Below are 16919 nucleotides of genomic sequence, written 5' to 3' on the forward strand. Positions count from 1 at the left end.
GGGCGGGTCTGCTTGTTCTGGGCCTTTACCTGCAGGTTCTCGGTGTGCGTGCGCATGACCGTGGCCTTGTGGTCGAGCTTGTAGAGCGTGGGGAGGCGCTGGGGGTCCTGCTCGCGCTCCTCACGCGACTCGATGACGCCGAGCTGGCGCTCGACCAGGCCGAGGTTGCCGCACCGGGGGCGCCTCCCTCACGTCGTACACGGGGCCCGAGCGGCCCGCTGCCGTGTCAGCCGGTGATCGCGCCGCCGCCTGTACCCGCGGCCGCGCCGGACGCCGCGCCCGACGGCGACCCGGAGGCCGCGCCCGAGGGGGAGCCGGCCGGCGACCCGGACGGGCTGGTGGAGCCCGAGGGGGAGGAGGAGCCGGACGGCGAGGCCGGGGCGCTCTGCGTCGGGGCCCCGGTCGGCGCGACCCGGTCGAAGTAGCTGGTGGCAGGCACGACGAGGGCGCGCACGCCGATGTCGCCGGTCTTGCTGAGGGTGAAGACGACCTGCTCGGCGTCGCCGTTGCGGGAGCCAGGCAGGCCCTTCTGGATCAGCGCGGACGCGTTGCCCTTGCCGCCGAACGTCACGGCGCCCTGGGCGGGCACGGTCAGCGGGCCCGCGCCCTTGGCGGGCTTCAGCTGCACCGTGGCGCCTGTGCCCGGCAGCTTGATCGACTGGAGCGTCTGCGCGCTGCTGCCGTTGTTGAAGACCTTGCCGGTCACGGCCGCGGGGCCGGAGGCGTCCTGCTGCGGCTGCGTCACCACCGTGACGTTCTGGACCTTGATGTCGCCCACCGAGGTGGCGGCGCTGTCCGGCTTCACCTCGTCGGTCTGCGCGGTGCCGCCCGCGCCGCACGCGGCCAGCGTGGCGAGGGGGAGGACAAGGGCAGTCGCGGCGAGAGCGCCGCGTCGAAGGCTGCTGCTCACGGCGGCGGCATCTCCTTGGACGTACGGGAGGGTGGTGGACGTGCGGTGTTCGGCTGTGCTGCGCTTCGGCGTGCGTGCCGGGTCCTTGCGGGCCCGTGCTCATGCCTGAACGCGGGCTAAAGCTGCCTCAGCGGCCATAGGTTACCGACCCGTTGTCGCGGCCCCGCACCCGACCCGCCCCGATGCGCGCCCAGGGGTGGGTTCCCGCCGCCGACCGCGGGGTTTCGCATGCCGTTCACATAATCCGGGTGATCCATTTCCGGGGCGGGCCCGCATTCTGCCGCGCCTTTCCTGTGAATATCGGCGGACGGCCGGGTGGTCGGAATTCCGCGGCAACGCCCCGGCGCAGGTGAGTACGGCACGATCCGCCGCTCCCTTGGCGAGCCCCTCCCGCCACTCCCCGCACACCCGCCGCAGAGTGGCCGGATGTGATCTCCGTTTCAGTCCGCATCCGCCCGGTTTCCCACTCGGATGGATCATCGGAAACCGAACGGAGTGTGGAAATTTTGGCGTCACGAAACCGACAAATGCGGATGTTCGGCCGGTTTGGGGAGGGTTGAGTGGCGCGTGTCGAGCATGTTTCCGTGCGCCGCCGCAGCGCCGGTGACCTGCGGATACCCCCTTCCGGAGGCCGGGTGCAGCACGTCCGCATGGCTGTTGTCAAGCCCCGAGATGCGGCCTGACCTGCGAAAACGCCATTCAGAAGAGGGCATTCTCGTGTTACCCTGGATAGCCACGGAAGGGGTACCTGTCACATGACGTTCAAGGTTGGCGACACCGTGGTCTATCCCCATCACGGGGCCGCGCTGATCGAGGCCATCGAAACTCGCCAGATCAAAGGCGTGGACAAGACCTACTTGGTGCTCAAGGTCGCCCAGGGCGACTTGACGGTGCGCGTACCGGCGGACAATGCGGAGTTCGTCGGAGTGCGCGATGTGGTCGGTCAGGACGGACTGGACCGGGTCTTCGAGGTGCTCAGGGCACCGTACGCAGAGGAACCGACGAACTGGTCCCGGCGCTACAAGGCAAATCTTGAGAAGCTCGCCTCCGGCGACGTCATCAAGGTCGCCGAAGTCGTGCGTGACCTGTGGCGCAGGGAGCGGGAGCGTGGGCTCTCCGCCGGCGAGAAGCGCATGCTCGCCAAGGCGCGCCAGATCCTGGTGAGTGAACTCGCCCTCGCGGAAAACACCAACGAAGACAAGGCCGAGGCCCTGCTCGACGAGGTTCTCGCGTCCTGAATCCCCATGCGGTGCCGTCTGCCCGCCGGCGTGCGCGTCATGCGCGGACGACTGGGACGGAACATCGCACGTAGTGCTCGCAGTATGTGTCGTGGTGCCCGGTGACCGAAGGTCCGGTGGCGCACGGTGCCGTCAGTGACCGCCTCCTCGGATTCCTCGGAGGGGGTCGTCACTGACCGGTGCGTGCGCCGCCCCCTTCGTGTCGGCGGGCGCCGCGGCATGTCCGTACACCCGAATTCTGTCCGTCGCCCGGTGTACATCCCCCGTCCCCCGGCCTGACCGCCGTATGGAGCCTGACTGCCGTACGGCACAAAGCTGGCGCGGCACCTCTTGACCATGGTCACGGAAGGGTCCGGTCAAGGCGTCGCGCCCGGCACGTTCAGGCCATACCCAGGTCGGGCGCGGATACAAACCTGCCGGAGTTCACCCGATGTCAGACGAAGCCAGCCCGCACCGCACAGCGGCCGTGATCCCGGCCGCGGGACGTGGCGTGCGGCTCGGCCCAGGCGCCCCCAAAGCGCTCCGCGCGCTGGGCGGCGCCCCCATGCTCGTCCACGCCGTCCGTGCGATGGCCGCGTCACGCGCCGTCGAACTGGTCGTGGTCGTCGCGCCCCCGGACGGCGCGCCCGAGGTCAGGAAGCTGCTCGACGCGCATGTCCTGCCCGAGCGCACCGACTACGTCGTCGTGCCGGGCGGCGAGACCCGCCAGGAGTCCGTCGCGCTCGGCCTGAAGGCGCTGCCCGACACCATCACCACGGTCCTCGTGCACGACGCGGCCCGCCCGCTCGTCCCCGTCGACACGGTGGACGCGGTCGTCGGGGCCGTACGCTCCGGCGCGCAGGCCGTCGTGCCCGCGCTGCCGCTCGCGGACACGGTCAAGCAGGTCGAGCCGCGCGGCGGCGGGGAGCCCGAGCCCGTCGTCGCCACGCCCGACCGCTCGACGCTGCGGGCGGTGCAGACCCCGCAGGGCTTCGAGCGCGGGGTGCTCCAGCTCGCCCACGACACCGTGGGCTCGGTGGGCGAGGGCGCGACGGACTGCGCGGGCATGGTGGAGCGGCTCGGCTCGCCCGTGGTGGTGGTGCCGGGCCACGAGGAGGCGTTCAAGGTGACGAGGCCGCTCGACCTCGTCCTGGCGGAGGCCGTACTCGCCAGGAGGCGGGCGAACGATGAGTTCTGAGGAATCCGGCGGCGGCCGCGGTCCTGTGGTGCTGCCGCGGGTCGGTATCGGCACCGACATCCACGCGTTCGAAGAGGGCCGCGAGCTGTGGTGCGCGGGCCTGCTGTGGGAGGGCGAGGGCCCCGGCCTCGCCGGCCACTCCGACGCGGACGTCGTCGCGCACGCCGCGTGCAACGCACTCTTCTCCGCTGCGGGCCTCGGCGACCTCGGCGCCCACTTCGGCACCGGCAGGCCCGAGTGGTCCGGTGCTTCCGGCCTCTCCCTGCTGACGGAGGCCGCGCGCATCGTGCGCGAGGCGGGCTTCACCATCGGCAATGTCGCGGTCCAGGTCGTCGGCTCCCGCCCGAAGATCGGCAAGCGCCGCGACGAGGCCCAGAAGGTCCTCAGCGAGGCCGCGGGCGCCCCGGTCGCCGTCTCCGCGGCGACCTCGGACGCCCTCGGCTTCACCGGCCGCGACGAGGGCCTCGCCGCGATCGCCACGGCACTGGTCGTCCCGACGCCCTGAGCCCCGCGCCCTGGCGGGTTCGTACGGCCGTGACCGTACGAGTGAACCGGGCGGCCGGCGGCCCGGGGCGGTGCCCGTACCGGACGCGGCCGGCGCGGGCGCGGCGCCCGGCACGGTGGTGCGCGGGCGCGGGCCCGGCGCCCGACTGGGGCGCATGCCCGGGTGCCGGGCGCGGGCGCGGTGGTGCGGGGCGCGGGCCGGTCACGGAGCGGTGTCCGTGGGTCCGTCGGGCACCGGGCACAGCCCCCCGCGCATTACCCTGAACCCGTGACTATTCGGCTGTACGACACCGGCGCCCGGCAGATCCGTGACTTCACCCCGCTCACGCCGGGCTGCGTCTCGATCTACCTGTGCGGTGCCACCGTGCAGGCCGCGCCCCACATCGGGCACATCAGGTCGGGCCTCGACTTCGACATCCTGCGCCGCTGGTTCGAGTACCGGGGCTACGACGTGACGTTCGTGCGCAACGTCACCGACATCGACGACAAGATCATCCAGAAGTCGGTGGACCAGGGCCGCCCCTGGTGGGCCATCGGATACGCCAACGAGCGCGCGTTCAACGCGGGTTACGACGCCCTCGGCTGCCTCCCGCCCACCTACGAGCCGCGCGCGACGGGCCACATCCCGGAGATGACCGAGATGATGCGGGTCCTGATCGACAACGGCAACGCCTACGCGGCCGACGGCAACGTCTACTTCGACGTGCGGTCCTTCCCCGACTACCTGGAGCTGTCCAACCAGGATCTGGACGACCTGCGCCAGCCCTCGGGCGAGGGCGAGACCGGCAAGCGCGACCCCCGCGACTTCGCGCTGTGGAAGGCCGGCAAGCCGGGCGAGCCCAGCTGGGACACGCCCTGGGGCCGCGGCAGGCCCGGCTGGCACCTGGAGTGCTCGGCGATGGCCCACAAGTACCTGGGGCCCGTCTTCGACATCCACGGCGGCGGCCTCGACCTGATCTTCCCGCACCACGAGAACGAGATCGCCCAGGCCAAGGCGTACGGCGACGGCTTCGCGCGGTACTGGCTGCACAACGCCTGGGTCACCATGAGCGGCGAGAAGATGTCGAAGTCGCTCGGCAACAGCGTCCTCGTCTCCGAGATGGTCAGGCGCTGGCGGCCCATCGTGCTCCGCTACTACCTGGGCACCCCGCACTACCGCTCGATGATCGAGTACAGCGAGGAGGCGCTCCGCGAGGCGGAGTCCGCGTTCGCGCGCATCGAGGGGTTCGTGCAGCGGGTCGTGGAGAAGGCGGGCGGCGCCGTCGAGCCGGCAGCCGAGGTGCCGCCCGCGTTCGCCGCCGCGATGGACGACGACCTGGGCGTGCCGGGCGCGCTCGCCGTCGTCCACACCACGGTCAGGCAGGGCAACTCGGCGCTCGCCGCCGACGACAAGGAGGCCGCGGTCGCCAGGCTCGCCGAGGTGCGGGCCATGCTCGGCGTCCTCGGCCTCGACCCGCTCGACCCGCAGTGGGCCGAGGAGAGCGACCGGGGCGCCGACCTGCACGGCGCGGTCGACACCCTCGTACGGCTCGTGCTCGACCAGCGGGAGGCGGCGCGCGCCCGCAAGGACTGGGCGACCGCTGACGGGATCCGCGACCAGCTCCAGCAGTCGGGCCTCGTCATCGAGGACAGCCCTTCGGGCCCGCGCTGGACCCTCGGCGCGCGCTGAGCCCCGGCCGCCCCACCCGCCGCCGCTCAGGGCGTGTTCTGCTGCGCCCCGTACGGCCCCTGCCAGGGGTTTCGTACGGGGTTGGGCGCCGCGCCGCGCGGCTGCGTACTCTGGTACGGGCACCAGGTCGGTGCGCGCACCACAACCCACGAATCAGGTAGGCACACACACCATGGCCGGGAACAGCCAGCCCAGGAACCGACGCGCGTCAGGGAAGAAGGGCGCGCAGGTCGGCAGCGGCGGCAATCGGCGCCGCGGCCTCGAAGGCAAGGGGCCCACGCCGCCCGCGTCCGCCCGCAAGGGCCATGTGAAGAACCGCATCGCCAATGCCAAGGCCCGCCAGCAGGCGGCCCGCCCGCAGCGCGCGCGGCGCGGCGGCAAGGGCTCGACGGACATGGTCGTCGGCCGCAACCCGGTCTTCGAGGCGCTGCGCGACGGCGTCCCGGCCACGCAGCTGTACGTGCAGCAGTACATCGACAACGACGACCGCGTGCGCGACGCGCTCAAGCTGGCGGCCGACCGCGGCGGCATCCACCTGATGGAGGCGCCCAAGCCCGAGCTCGACCGGCTCACGGGCGGGCTGAACCACCAGGGTCTCGTCCTCCAGATCCCCGCGTACGAGTACGCCCACCCCGACGACCTGGTGGCGGCCGCGGCCGACGAGGGCGAGGACCCGCTGATCGTCGCGCTCGACGGCGTCACGGACCCCCGCAACCTGGGCGCGATCGTGCGCTCCGTCTCGGCGTTCGGCGGACACGGCGTGGTGGTGCCCGAGCGGCGCGCCGCCGGCATGAACGCGGGCGCGTGGAAGTCGTCGGCGGGCACCGCGGCCCGCACGCCCGTCGCGCGCTGCACGAACCTCACCAGGACCCTGGAGTCGTACAAGAAGGCCGGCCTCACGGTCATCGGCCTCGCCGCGGACGGCGACCTCGACATCACCGAAGTGGCCGCGCTCGACGGCCCGTTGGCCATCGTCATGGGCAGCGAGGGCAAGGGCCTCTCCCGCCTGGTCGGCGAGACCTGCGACCTCCGCGTCCGCATCCCCATGCCGGGCGGCGCCGAGTCCCTCAACGCCGGCGTGGCCACCGGCATCGTCCTCTACGAAACCGCCCGCCGCCGCGCCTGACGCCCACCGCACGCGCGCAAGTCCGCGCACGTTCCTGGCGGCGACGGGGTCTGCTCCGCAAACATGATCACGGCAACGCACACATCGGGTTCGATGGAGGAGTGGCTGTGGCTTTACACAGGCTGGGGAAGGATCCGGAGAGCAAGAACGGCGGTTCGCCCACCGCCTACTACGACGACGTGACGGGCAACTACCTCTTGCAGGGCTGGAAGGTGGCTGACGCCGACCGGCTGGGCCAACTGGACATTCCCGCGCACGAAACGGTGATCGAGTTTCCCCGGCGCATGATGCAGTTCTTTCCGGAGGTGCGCCGTGGCGGAGCCTGACTTCGAGCGGCTGTTCCGTGCGGCGCAGGTGTCCGCGCTGCATCTGGAGATGCGCGACGGCTATATGACCTCGGACCCGGGGTTCGCCGCCTGGCAGCGTGGTGAGCGGATCGACCCGGTGCAGGACCCGGACATGCGGTCGTGGGTGGGGCTGATGAAGGAGACGACCGGGCGGGGCGTCGAGGTCCGGCGGGCCAGGATCGTCTCCGAGCCGGTGAGCGACTACATCCGCTACGAGCACTACTTCACGCCCGGCAACATCGCGGGCGGCGAACAGGTGCGGTGGCTGCCCCGGCGGAAGGCGTCCGACCTGGCGCTGCCGGGCAATGACTTCTGGCTGTTCGACGGCCGTCTCGTACAGTTCCTCCACTTCGCCGGCGACGGCGAGTTCGCCGAGGAGCACGACGAGTTCACCACCGACCCGGAGGTCGCCAAGCTGTGTTCCACTGCGTTCGAGTCGGTGTGGGACCGGGCGATCCCGCACGCTGAGTACGAGATCATCTGACAGGCTCCGCGGCCCGTGTCCTCTCCGGTCTCCAGCGTTCAGCAGGCGCGTCGGGCCCTTGGCCTGCGCCTGCGGGAGATCCGGAAGGACGCGGGCCTGACCGCGCGCGAGGTGGCGCGGCGCGCCGGGTGGCACGAGTCGAAGTGCTCGCGGCTCGAACACGGCAGGACGCCGCCGTCCGACGAGGACATCAGGGTCTGGGCGGCAGTGTGCGGCGCCCGTGACCAGATCCCGGACCTGACAGCGACCGCTCGCGGCATAGAGGGCATGTACGTCGAGTGGCGGCGGCAGAGCGCGGCCGGGTTGCGGCAGGTGCAGCGGGCCGCCGTCCCCCTGTACGAACGCACCCGGCGCTTCCGGGTCTACGAGCCGGGCGTGGTGCCCGGCATTCTGCAAACGCCCTCCTACGCGCGGGCATTGATGGGCTCGATCATCGCGTTCCAGGGAATCCCGGACGACACCGACGAGGCAGTGGCGGCCCGCATCGAACGCCAGCGTGTGCTGGGCGACGGCCACCGCACGTTCGCGATCCTTGTGGAGGAGTCGGCCTTGCGGGCGCGGGTGGCACCCGACGAGGCGATGGCGGCCCAACTGGGTCATCTGCTGGGCGCGATGGCCCACCCCAGGGTCAGTCTCGGGGTCGTCCCCGCAGATGTGGCGCGCCCCATGTGGCCGGTCGAGGGCTTCTGGATCTTCGACGACGAGCGTGTGGTGGTCGAGTTGGTGACTGCGGAGGTCACCATCGAGCAGCCCCGCGAAATCGTCCTCTACGCGCGGACGTTCGCGGCGCTCGCGAACCTCGCCGTCTACGGCCCCCGCGCCCGCGCGCTCGTCACCGCGGCGATCGGCGCGCTCGACGGCGGGTGATCCGGGTCGGGCGCGGCGCGGGTTCGTGCGTGGTGAGGGCGCGTTCGGGGGGCGTCGTGCAAGCACGCGCACATGCGTGGTGGGCGCTCGCTGCCCGCTCCCAGAGTGGTGGGCATGGCGGAGACGACATCGGGTGGGCGGCTCGTGGCCCGGCCCGGGTGTGATGTGTGCGCGGCGCTGGTGAAGCAGCGCGCTGCCGCACGGCGCGCCGGGGACTCGGGCGCGGCCGCGGACTGCGACGCCGAACCCCGCCGCCATCGCAGCCGCAGGCAGGAGCAGGGGAGTTGAGCCGTATGACGGTTCCGACGCAGGTGGAGACCTTCGAGAGCCGTGTGCCCGACGGGTGGGGGTGGCGCGGTGTGCCGTTCCGCCTGCCCCCGGTGCCCGCCGGCCGTGGCGGCGCGGCCGCCGGTGCGGACGGCGGCAAGCACGACGGCGGGCCGATGCCGCCGGAGGCGCCGCGCACCCCGCAGCCCGCGGGTGGGGACAACGGCGGCTCGCGGTAGGGGAGTCCGGGAGCCGGAGTCAGGTGCGGCCCCGCCGCAGGGGGTGTGGTGCTTGCGGCGGGGCCGTTCCGGGGCTGAGGTCCCCGGGGGGCGGGGTCAGGCCGAGGTCTGGAGGGTCAGGCCGTAGTGGCTGAGGATCGGGTTGATGGGCTGGAAGAACGACGTGCCGCCGCTGGTGCAGTTGCCGGAGCCGCCCGAGGTGACGCCCTGGGCCTGGTCGCCGCTGATGTAGGCGCCGCCGGAGTCGCCCGCCTCGACACAGACGCTGGTCTGGGTCATCGAGTAGACCGCGCCCTGGGCGTAGTTGACGGTGACGTTGGTGGCCTGGACGGTGCCGCAGTGCCAGTGCGAGGTGGAGCCGGAGCGGCAGATCGCGGAGCCGACGGGCGCCACGGCGGAGCCGCGTACGAGCTGGTCGGAGACCGTGCCCCAGCCGAGGACGACCGGCACGGTCCACCAGCCGCTGCCGACGTTGACCCATGCGTAGTCGTTGCCGGGGAACGTCGAGCCCTGGATGTTGCCGATGTACGAGCCGTCCCAGCCGGTCACCGAGCCGCCGGGCGAGCCGCAGTGGCCCGCGGTGACGAAGCCGCCGTTGACGGAGAAGCCGATGGAGCAGCGGACGTTGCCGGTGTACCAGGGGTCGCCGCCGACCGTGCCCGCTGCCGTGGTGCGGGGCCTGGCCGCGACCTGGTCCACGGCGACGGGACCGGCGGCGCGGGCGCGCGACACAAAGCTTCGGACATCGTTGTCACCCTGTCGGCCTGCGACGACGTCCACGACAACCTGGTTGGTCTCGGGATCGACCCGCCAGCTGCTGACGCCCGCGGGGGCGGCGGTCGAGAGCTTGTCGATGCGGGACTTGGCGGCGTCCAGCTGACGTGCGCTGTGCCGCACCAGCTTGACGGCGGCGCCGGTCGCGCGGACCGCCGCTGCCTTCTTCTTCGTGGTGACGGCCACGGTCAGGGCGCCGGTGTGCGCGTCGATCCAGGAGCCGCCGTACGCCGGGCCCGCGGCGCCGCGCGCCTTGCCCGCGACCGCGGTGGCCTTCTTGTCGGCGGCGAGGCGGGCCTTGGCCCCGGCCTCGGAGAGCCCGAGGTCCTTGCGCATCGCGGCGATCAGTCCTGCGGAGGCCGGCGCCTTCGCCGTCTTCTGGGCGGGGGCGGGCGCGGCCTGCGCGGCAGGCGCGGCGCCCGCCGCGGCGAACGCCCCGGTGAGCAGGAGCGCGGTGAGGCCGGTACGTATCCGGGTGGAACGTCTCATGGGGGGACGGCCCTTCTGTGTTCCGGTTGGCGGGGGTGGCACAGATGATGCCCAAGTGCCCTTTATGCAGAGCAACTTGACGGCGAGGGTAGCCAAGGGCCGGGACTTGGTCCATACCGCGGCGGGAAGCGGGCACGGGGCTGCCCGGTCGGGCCCGCGCCCTCGACTCCCCGTACCGACCGGTTGGCCGCGAACTCCGCGCAGGTCGGGGAGAGTGCGCCAGGGTGCGCGCGCCGGCCCACCGCGCCCGGGGTCGGGTGGAGAGCCGCCCGAAGCGGGTGGCCGGCGCCCTGGGGACGGAGACATGGCCGAGAACGCCGGCCGGGGCGTGGACGGGGAGAGGGCGAAGCCGCGGGCCGACGGGCCGGCCCCCGCATTCGAACTGCGCTGGGGCGGCCCGCACGTGACGGCCCACCGTGTGCCGAGGTGGGCCGGCACGGCGGTGACCGCGGCGACGGGCTCCGCAAACACCTGGCCGGCCAGCCGTTTCGCGCAGGCAGCCGCGGCCGTTTCCCGCACGGTCCCGGCCGCGGGGTGCCTGTGCGAAGACGCGGCCGTGTGCCCCGCCACGCTGGACCCCGGTCTCGCAGGGGCCCAGCGGCGGGGCGGTGCTACGTGCTGCTGCCGCCGCCCGTCAGGCGGCGGGCGCGGCGCTTGAGGCGGGTCAGCAGGGGAGCCGCCGTGCCCTTCCTGAGGACCGGCGGTGCGCCGTCGGTCGCGATGGTCAGGGAGACCCGCAGCTCGGTCTCCTGCTGCCAGCCGCAGCTGGCGATGCGCGCCTTGAGTTCCCAGCGGCCCGCGTTGCGGCCGGAGTTGAGGGTGTCGGGCGCGAGCTTCGCGACCGTGCGGTAGCGCAGCGCGAAGGTGCCGTCACCCGCCGGTGCGCGGGTCACGGTGGTCTCGCCCGGCACGAAGAACTCCTCGCCGCCGCCCCCGCGCCGCCGCGCCACCAGGTCCATGCGCGCGGTCTTCACCCGGTCGGTGACGTCGAGCGCCGGCGCGGGGATGCCGTCGACGGGCGGCGCGAGCACGTCCTTGCCGTCCACCGTGCGGAACGTCAGCGGTGTGCCGCCCGGCGCCGTCAGCTCGCCCTCCACGGTGATCTCCGACGCGTCCGTCACCCGCGCCGAGGCCCTCGCCCGTACGCCCGACTGCCAGAGCGCGAGCTGCCGTACGGCGTCGAAGCGGTCCGCCTCGACGAGCGCGGCGAGGGCGCGCTGCGGCGCGGGCAGACCCGCGGCGACGCCCGGCGCGAAGCGCTCGACCAGCACGGAGCGCACCTCGCAGAAGAAGTCCCTGCGCCAGTCCTCGGGCGCGGCCAGGTGCCGCGCGGAGGCGAGCCTGCCGACCATCTCCACCCGCAGCCACCTGCGGTGCAGCCGGTCGCGGAAGGCGCCGGGCTCGGTGTGCGCGTCCACGATGTCCAGCGCCTCGCGCAGGTTGCCGAAGTAGCCCGCCGGATCGAAGCGCCGGAAGCCCGCGTTGGACGCGTCGCCCAGCGCGACGTGGAAGTAGCACACGTAGTCGGAGAGCACGGAGATCCGCGCGGCCGCGAAGTACGCGGCCGTCACGAACACGTGGTCCTCCAGGCGGCGTTTGCCCTCGGGGAAGCGCAGCCCCGCGTCGAGCAGGAACCGCCGCCGGAACATCTTGTGCGGGGTGAGGCTGTCGATCAGCGGGTCCTTCGCCAGCTTCGCGTCGGGGCGGTTGCGGCGGAACAGCTCGCGCGGCACGCCCCGGCCGCGTCCCGCCATCTTCCCGATGACGACGTCGGCGCCGTTCTCCCGCGCGTACGCGTACAGGCGGTGCAGCGCCTCGTCGCCCAGCCAGTCGTCGTGGTCGGCGAACTGCACGTACTCGCCGCGCGCCCGCTCGATGCCGATGTTGCGCGGGCGGGACGGCCAGCCCGAGTTCGGGATGTGCTCGACCCTGATGCACCCGGGGTGCTCGGCGGCGAGCGTGTCGAGGCGGGCGCCGGTGCCGTCGGTCGACCCGTCGTCGACGAAGACCGCCTCCCACTCGCCCGCCGGCATCGTCTGCCGCAGCAGCGAGGCGACGAGCCCGTCGATCGCGGGGCCCGGGTTGTAGACCGGGACCACCACCGAGACCTTCACCCGCGGCGCGGCGCCCCCGGCCCCGGCCGGTGCGCCGTCCGACTGCTCCCGCGCGCCGTCCGCCTGGTCGTGGTCGGTGGCGGCGGGTCTGTCCGTGTCGTTCAACATGCGTATCCCCAGCGGCGCGTGACCTCCCTCAAGGAATCCGGCACCTCGTCGGGACCGGGCAGTTCACGCGCCTGCTGGATGCTGCCCGATTTGATGTTGTCGCTCCAGTCGCCGATGTACGCCTGGAACGGGCCGTGTTCCTGTTTCCCGTACTCCAGCATGCTCGCATCCCACTCCACTCCGAGGAACGCGCAGATCTCCCGGGTCGTGTCGACGGGCCGCTCGGTCAGGTCCTCGTAGCGCACGGTGAGCCCCGGGAGCGCGCCGCGCGCCTCGTCGACGGCGTCCACGTACCGCTTGACCTCGGCGACGGTCGCGGCGGGGTCGCGGTCGGGCCGCCCGTTCATCAGCGAGCTGACCATCGAGGCGGGGTGGCGCAGCAGGAACAGGTAGCGCGCGTCCGGCCACGCCTCGCGCAGCCGCTCCCAGACCAGGGCGTTGCCGGGGGTCTTGTCGACGATCAGCTCCTTGCCGCTGTGCGCGAGCTCGCGGTGGAGCACCCGGTCCCACAGGAGGTGTTCTAGCTCGGCGCCGTCGAGGCCGAGCTGCCGCATCGCCTTCTCCGTGTACGGCTTGGTCTGCCGGACCTCCAGGGTCCGCAGGTGCATCTCGTGCGGGGCGCGGATCCTGGGGTGGCTGTTGAGGACGACGCGCAGCAGCGTGGAGCCCGACCGTACGGACGACAGCACGAACACCGGCGACGGCACCAGCCGCAGGCCCTTGGGCGCGGGCGCGGCCGCCCGCGCGCGGCCCGTGACCCGCGCCCGCACCCTGCCGAGTCTCCGGCGGGCCCTGCGGGCTACGGCCCGCATTCCGGTGGGGCTGGCAGGCATGGCGCGCACATCCTTCGTGGAGACGGTGAGAGGGGTCCTTCGCGCGGGCGGGAGTGCGGTCGGGCGCCGTACACCCGGCCCTACCGGGGCCCGGCGGCCGCCCGGGCCCTACCGGGGCCCGGCGGCCGCCCGAACGCCCCCGGGCCCCACGGGATTTCTAGGCGGCCTTTCTGAGAGCGGCCTCACGTACGCCGGGCCGCGACATGAGAATCGCGTGAGAACGCGGGGCCGCGGGCAACCGATGCGCGCGAAAACCCCTCGCTGTGCGGGGGCTGTGCCCGCGGCCGGACGGACGGCGCGTGCGCGCCGTACGGAAATGATCTTGACGGGTCTCGGACACTTCCCGCTTGTCAAGGCAGTGTCCTAACCACAGGTCACTCGGTTAGATGAGTGTGGACACCAGAACGCCCCGGTCCGGGTTCGACGAACAGCCGCCGCTGAGCACGCTCAAGGTGGACAGCGACCCCGCGCAGGTCATCGTGAACCACGCGAGCTTCCGCGTGAAGCTCGCGACGCCCAGCCGCCCGGCGCCCCGCCGCGCTGCCGCGCAGCGGGCGGCGGCGGCCGGGGCGGGCGTCGCGGACACCGCGCGCATCCCCGCGGTACGCGACGCGAACACCGCGCGCCGCAGGGCGCCCGTGGTCTGGAGCGGCAGGTCGCAGCCGGGCGACCCCGCGGCGAGCGGGCTCCTCCAGGCCGTGCGCGACTCCGGCGCGGGCACCACCGCGCTCGCGGCCCCCGCCGTGCGCGGCTACGACAACGGCGCCTACGACACGGGCTCCTACGACACCGGTGCGTACGACGCCGGTGCCACGCAGGTCATCCCGCGCGTCGGCGTCGACCAGGACGCCACCGTCCAGGCGCCGGCCGCAGGCGGCGGGCGCGGCACCGAGGCGCCGCTGCTGCCGCCCATGCGCCAGGCCGTCGGCGCGTACGACACCCCGCCGCGGGGCGCCGGTTACGGCGGGGGCGACGGCGACACGTACGCGAGGGAGGCCTACGCGGACGACCCGTACGACACCGCGTACGGCCGCGAGGACGCCTACGACCTCACCCCGGACGACGACGACCCCGAGCAGACCGGCGCGCACCCCCGGGCGCGCAGCGCGGCGGCCGAGGCGGCGGTGCGCCACGCGTACTTCCCCGGCCGCAGGATGAATCTCGGCGTGGTGCTGCTCCCGCTGCGCGTCTTCCTCGGCCTCATCTCCGTCTACGCGGGCATGGGCAAGCTGTGCGACCCCGTCTACTTCGACGGCGGCGAGCGCGGCTCGATGGTCAAGTGGCTGACCTCGCTGCACCCGTGGGCCCTCGCCGAGCCGCTGCGCGACTTCGCGCTCGCCCACCCGGTGGGCGCGGGGCTGAGCGTGGCGTTCCTCCAGATCGTCGCGGGCGTGCTGACGGCGCTCGGCCTCTGGCAGCGCGTCGCCGCCTCCCTGGGTGCGCTGCTCTCGGCCGCGCTGCTGGTCACGGTGAGCTGGAAGACCGTCCCCGCGTACGACGCGCCGGACATCATCTACCTGGCCGCCTGGTCGCCGCTGATCATCGCGGGCGCCCCCGTCTACTCCGTCGACGGCAAGCTCGCCAGCGACGCCTGGCGCAAGCTCGGCCCCCGCTCCAGCCTGCTCGACCTGCGGCGCTACGTGCTGCGGCGGGGCGTGGTCGTGGCGAGCATCGTCATCGGCGTGACCCTGCTCGTGGGCTCCGTACTCGGCGGCGCCGTCCGCTCGTCGGGCGTCGTGACCGTGCCGGGCCCCAACCACGACCCGGTCAACCAACTGCCGGGCGAGCCACTGCCGCAGAACTCGGCGAGCCGCACCAGTTCGGGCACGCCGGGCGCGCGGGCGCAGGGCGAGGACGGCACGCACACCGGCGAGCCCTCGACGGGCCACTCGCACACCCCGACCGCAGGCACGCAGTCGGCTCCCGGCACCCCCGGCGCCGGCGGCGGCACGAGCGGCGGCACCGGTTCGTCCGCCACCCAGGGCGGCGCGCCCACCCAGAGCCAGGGCGGCGGCCAGGCGTCCTCCGGCACCACCCAGCAGCAGGCGCCGCCCGCCGTGGGCGGCCAGAACGTCGCGCCGTCCACCAGTGGTTCGGCGAGCGCGGGCTCCTCGTCCTCGTCCTCCGGCGGTTCGTCCTCCTCCGGGGGCGCGGAGAACGGCGACTCGTCGGGCGGCTCGTCCTCCGGCGGCGGCAACCCGATCGGCGGGCTGCTCGGCTGAACGGGCGGAAGACGGCAGGGGGTTGAGCCCCCGGTGCTCTTGAGGCGGGCGCGGGCCCCGGCACACGGATGGTGCCGGGGCCCGCTGCTGTGCGCGGCGGCGCGCAGTGCGGCCGGGGGCGGAGCCGGTTGCCGGTGCCAGGTGCCAGGTGCCGGGCGCAGGGAACGCGGCGTCCGGCCGGCCCGGGTCACGCGGGGAGCGTGGTCCCCGCCGCGAGTTCCTTCGCCGCCTGCGTGAGGTCCTTCGCCGTGTCGATGGCGCGCCAGTACGCGCCCTGCGGCAACGGAAAGCCCGCCAGGCGCCGTTCGCGCGCCAGGCGGGGGAAAGTGGTGCGTTCGTGGTCGCCGCGGTCGGGCAGCAGCGCGGTGAAGTCCGCGGAGAACACGTACACACCGGCGTTGATCAGATACGGCGAAGGCGGGGCCTCGATGAAGTCGAGGACATGCCCGAACTCGTCGGTCTCCACGGCTCCCCAGGGGATCCTGGGCCGGGCCAGAGCGAGCGTCGCGGTGGCGTCGCGCTCGGTGTGGAAGTCGGCCATCTCGCGCAGCGAGAACCGCGTCCAGATGTCGCCGTTGGTGGCGTACCAGGGCGCGTCCGGCGCGGGCAGGTGGGCCGCCGCGTGCTTCAGGCCGCCGCCGCGGCCGAGCGGCTCGGACTCGACCACGGTTGTGACCCGCAGCGGCAGCTCGTCCGCCGCGGACTCCAGCCACTCCTGCAGGACTTCGGCGAGGTGGCCGCAGGACACGACGGCGTCCGTCACGCCCTCGGCGGCGAGCCAGGACAGCTGGTGACCGATGATCGGGGTCCCCGTGCCGGGGATCTCGACCATCGGCTTCGGCCGGTCGTCGGTGTACGGGCGCAGCCTTGACCCCTGGCCGCCCGCCAGCACGACCGCCTGCGTCGGAAACGTATGCATGGCGTGCACCCTATGCGGGACGGCGCGGCGAACACCGCCGAGGATGCGGGACGGGCGGGGGCGTGGGCAGTGGTGTGCGGGCGGACGGGGCGCGGGCCCCGTCCGCGTCAGCCGGCCGCGGCCTGCGTGGAGACCCCGTAGGCGAACGACGTGTCGCACACCGGGCGCGAGAACGACTGCGCGCGCGTGGGACCGTAGTGCTGCACCGCGGCGCGGCCGAGGGCCCGCGCGATCGCCATGCAGTGCTTCGCGAGCGAGGGGCGCGCCTCGACCTCGCGCTGGAGGTGGGTGAGGGCGATCCCCGGGTCCTTCTCCTGGAGCTCGACGAGGAGCTTGTCGCGCAGGACGTCCTGCGGGGTACGCGACGTGGCGGGCGCCGACGCGGTCTCCGAGGAGGCCGTCAGGGCCTGCGTCTCGGGGCTGGAGGCCCACGGGACACGGGCGACCGCGAGGGTCCCGGAGAGCACCAGGACGACGGGCAGTACGAATGCGAGAGTTCGGCCGATACGCCGCGCTGAGTGGTTCACGGAGCGAGCGTAGCGGGCGGTAGTGATATGGCGACATTTCGTCACCCACGCGAGGGATGGTTCGACGTGTTTATTCGAATCGCGTGTTGACGAGGTGGGGTTGTG

Annotated in this window: 17 protein-coding genes; 11 read left to right on the plus strand and 6 right to left on the minus strand. The window is 73.2% G+C overall.

The window, feature by feature from the left end:
• Positions 1-226 precede the first annotated feature (226 nt).
• Positions 227-910 (minus strand): DUF461 domain-containing protein, encoded by a 684-nt coding sequence (locus AB0910_RS12290; RefSeq protein WP_366744491.1) that lies wholly within the window; start codon positions 908-910, stop codon positions 227-229.
• A gap of 755 nt (positions 911-1665) precedes the next feature.
• Here AB0910_RS12290 and AB0910_RS12295 point away from each other — a divergent pair.
• The 10 genes from AB0910_RS12295 (at position 1666) to AB0910_RS12340 (ending at position 8828) form a co-directional block, all read left to right on the plus strand.
• Positions 1666-2148: a CarD family transcriptional regulator gene (locus AB0910_RS12295; protein ID WP_003953493.1), complete on the plus strand. Its 483-nt coding sequence runs from the start codon at positions 1666-1668 to the stop codon at positions 2146-2148.
• 430 nt (positions 2149-2578) lie between these two features.
• On the plus strand, positions 2579-3325 hold the full coding sequence (gene ispD / locus AB0910_RS12300) for a 2-C-methyl-D-erythritol 4-phosphate cytidylyltransferase (RefSeq protein ID WP_366744492.1): 747 nt from the start codon (positions 2579-2581) through the stop codon (positions 3323-3325).
• Positions 3315-3830 (plus strand): 2-C-methyl-D-erythritol 2,4-cyclodiphosphate synthase, encoded by a 516-nt coding sequence (gene ispF, locus AB0910_RS12305; protein WP_366744493.1) that lies wholly within the window; start codon positions 3315-3317, stop codon positions 3828-3830. The genes ispD and ispF overlap by 11 nt, the downstream gene beginning before the upstream one ends.
• 267 nt (positions 3831-4097) lie before the next feature.
• Positions 4098-5498 carry a cysteine--tRNA ligase gene (gene cysS / locus AB0910_RS12310; protein WP_366744494.1) on the plus strand — a complete coding sequence of 467 codons (1401 nt, stop codon included), beginning with the start codon at positions 4098-4100 and terminating at the stop codon, positions 5496-5498.
• 172 nt (positions 5499-5670) lie between these two features.
• Positions 5671-6624, plus strand: a complete 954-nt coding sequence (rlmB, locus tag AB0910_RS12315) for a 23S rRNA (guanosine(2251)-2'-O)-methyltransferase RlmB (RefSeq protein ID WP_366744495.1) — start codon at positions 5671-5673, stop codon at positions 6622-6624.
• Between the two features lie 107 nt (positions 6625-6731).
• Complete coding sequence (locus AB0910_RS12320) at positions 6732-6950, plus strand: hypothetical protein (RefSeq protein WP_366744496.1); 219 nt, start codon at positions 6732-6734, stop codon at positions 6948-6950.
• Positions 6937-7455 carry a DUF6879 family protein gene (locus AB0910_RS12325; protein ID WP_366744497.1) on the plus strand — a complete coding sequence of 173 codons (519 nt, stop codon included), beginning with the start codon at positions 6937-6939 and terminating at the stop codon, positions 7453-7455. The genes AB0910_RS12320 and AB0910_RS12325 overlap by 14 nt, the downstream gene beginning before the upstream one ends.
• Positions 7456-7470: 15 nt before the next feature.
• Entirely contained in the window at positions 7471-8322 is an 852-nt protein-coding gene (locus tag AB0910_RS12330; RefSeq protein WP_366744498.1) for a helix-turn-helix transcriptional regulator, read from the plus strand.
• A gap of 114 nt (positions 8323-8436) precedes the next feature.
• Complete coding sequence (locus tag AB0910_RS12335; RefSeq protein WP_366744499.1) at positions 8437-8610, plus strand: hypothetical protein; 174 nt, start codon at positions 8437-8439, stop codon at positions 8608-8610.
• 5 nt (positions 8611-8615) lie between these two features.
• Positions 8616-8828 carry a hypothetical protein gene (locus tag AB0910_RS12340; protein WP_366744500.1) on the plus strand — a complete coding sequence of 71 codons (213 nt, stop codon included), beginning with the start codon at positions 8616-8618 and terminating at the stop codon, positions 8826-8828.
• 96 nt (positions 8829-8924) lie between these two features.
• Here the strand turns inward: AB0910_RS12340 and AB0910_RS12345 are convergent, their stop codons facing one another.
• The 3 genes from AB0910_RS12345 to AB0910_RS12355 form a co-directional block, all read right to left on the minus strand.
• The gene (locus AB0910_RS12345) at positions 8925-10091 is read right to left on the minus strand and encodes a S1 family peptidase (RefSeq protein WP_366744501.1); all 1167 of its coding nucleotides are present in this window, start codon (positions 10089-10091) and stop codon (positions 8925-8927) included.
• Between the two features lie 611 nt (positions 10092-10702).
• A complete protein-coding gene (locus AB0910_RS12350) occupies positions 10703-12313 on the minus strand; it encodes a glycosyltransferase family 2 protein (RefSeq protein ID WP_366744502.1) in 1611 nt (536 codons plus the stop codon).
• On the minus strand, positions 12307-13146 hold the full coding sequence (locus AB0910_RS12355; protein WP_366744503.1) for a sulfotransferase: 840 nt from the start codon (positions 13144-13146) through the stop codon (positions 12307-12309). The genes AB0910_RS12350 and AB0910_RS12355 overlap by 7 nt, the downstream gene beginning before the upstream one ends.
• Before the next feature lie 386 nt (positions 13147-13532).
• Here AB0910_RS12355 and AB0910_RS12360 point away from each other — a divergent pair, with 386 nt between their 5' ends.
• On the plus strand, positions 13533-15368 hold the full coding sequence (locus tag AB0910_RS12360) for a DoxX family protein (RefSeq protein WP_366744504.1): 1836 nt from the start codon (positions 13533-13535) through the stop codon (positions 15366-15368).
• Between the two features lie 187 nt (positions 15369-15555).
• Here the strand turns inward: AB0910_RS12360 and AB0910_RS12365 are convergent, their stop codons facing one another.
• Complete coding sequence (locus tag AB0910_RS12365; protein WP_366744505.1) at positions 15556-16287, minus strand: nucleotidyltransferase family protein; 732 nt, start codon at positions 16285-16287, stop codon at positions 15556-15558.
• 107 nt (positions 16288-16394) lie between these two features.
• Entirely contained in the window at positions 16395-16814 is a 420-nt protein-coding gene (locus AB0910_RS12370) for a hypothetical protein (protein ID WP_366744506.1), read from the minus strand.
• Positions 16815-16919: the final 105 nt, after the last annotated feature.

The organism is Streptomyces sp. NPDC047002 (assembly GCF_040704505.1).
In the GTDB taxonomy this organism is placed as follows: domain Bacteria; phylum Actinomycetota; class Actinomycetes; order Streptomycetales; family Streptomycetaceae; genus Streptomyces.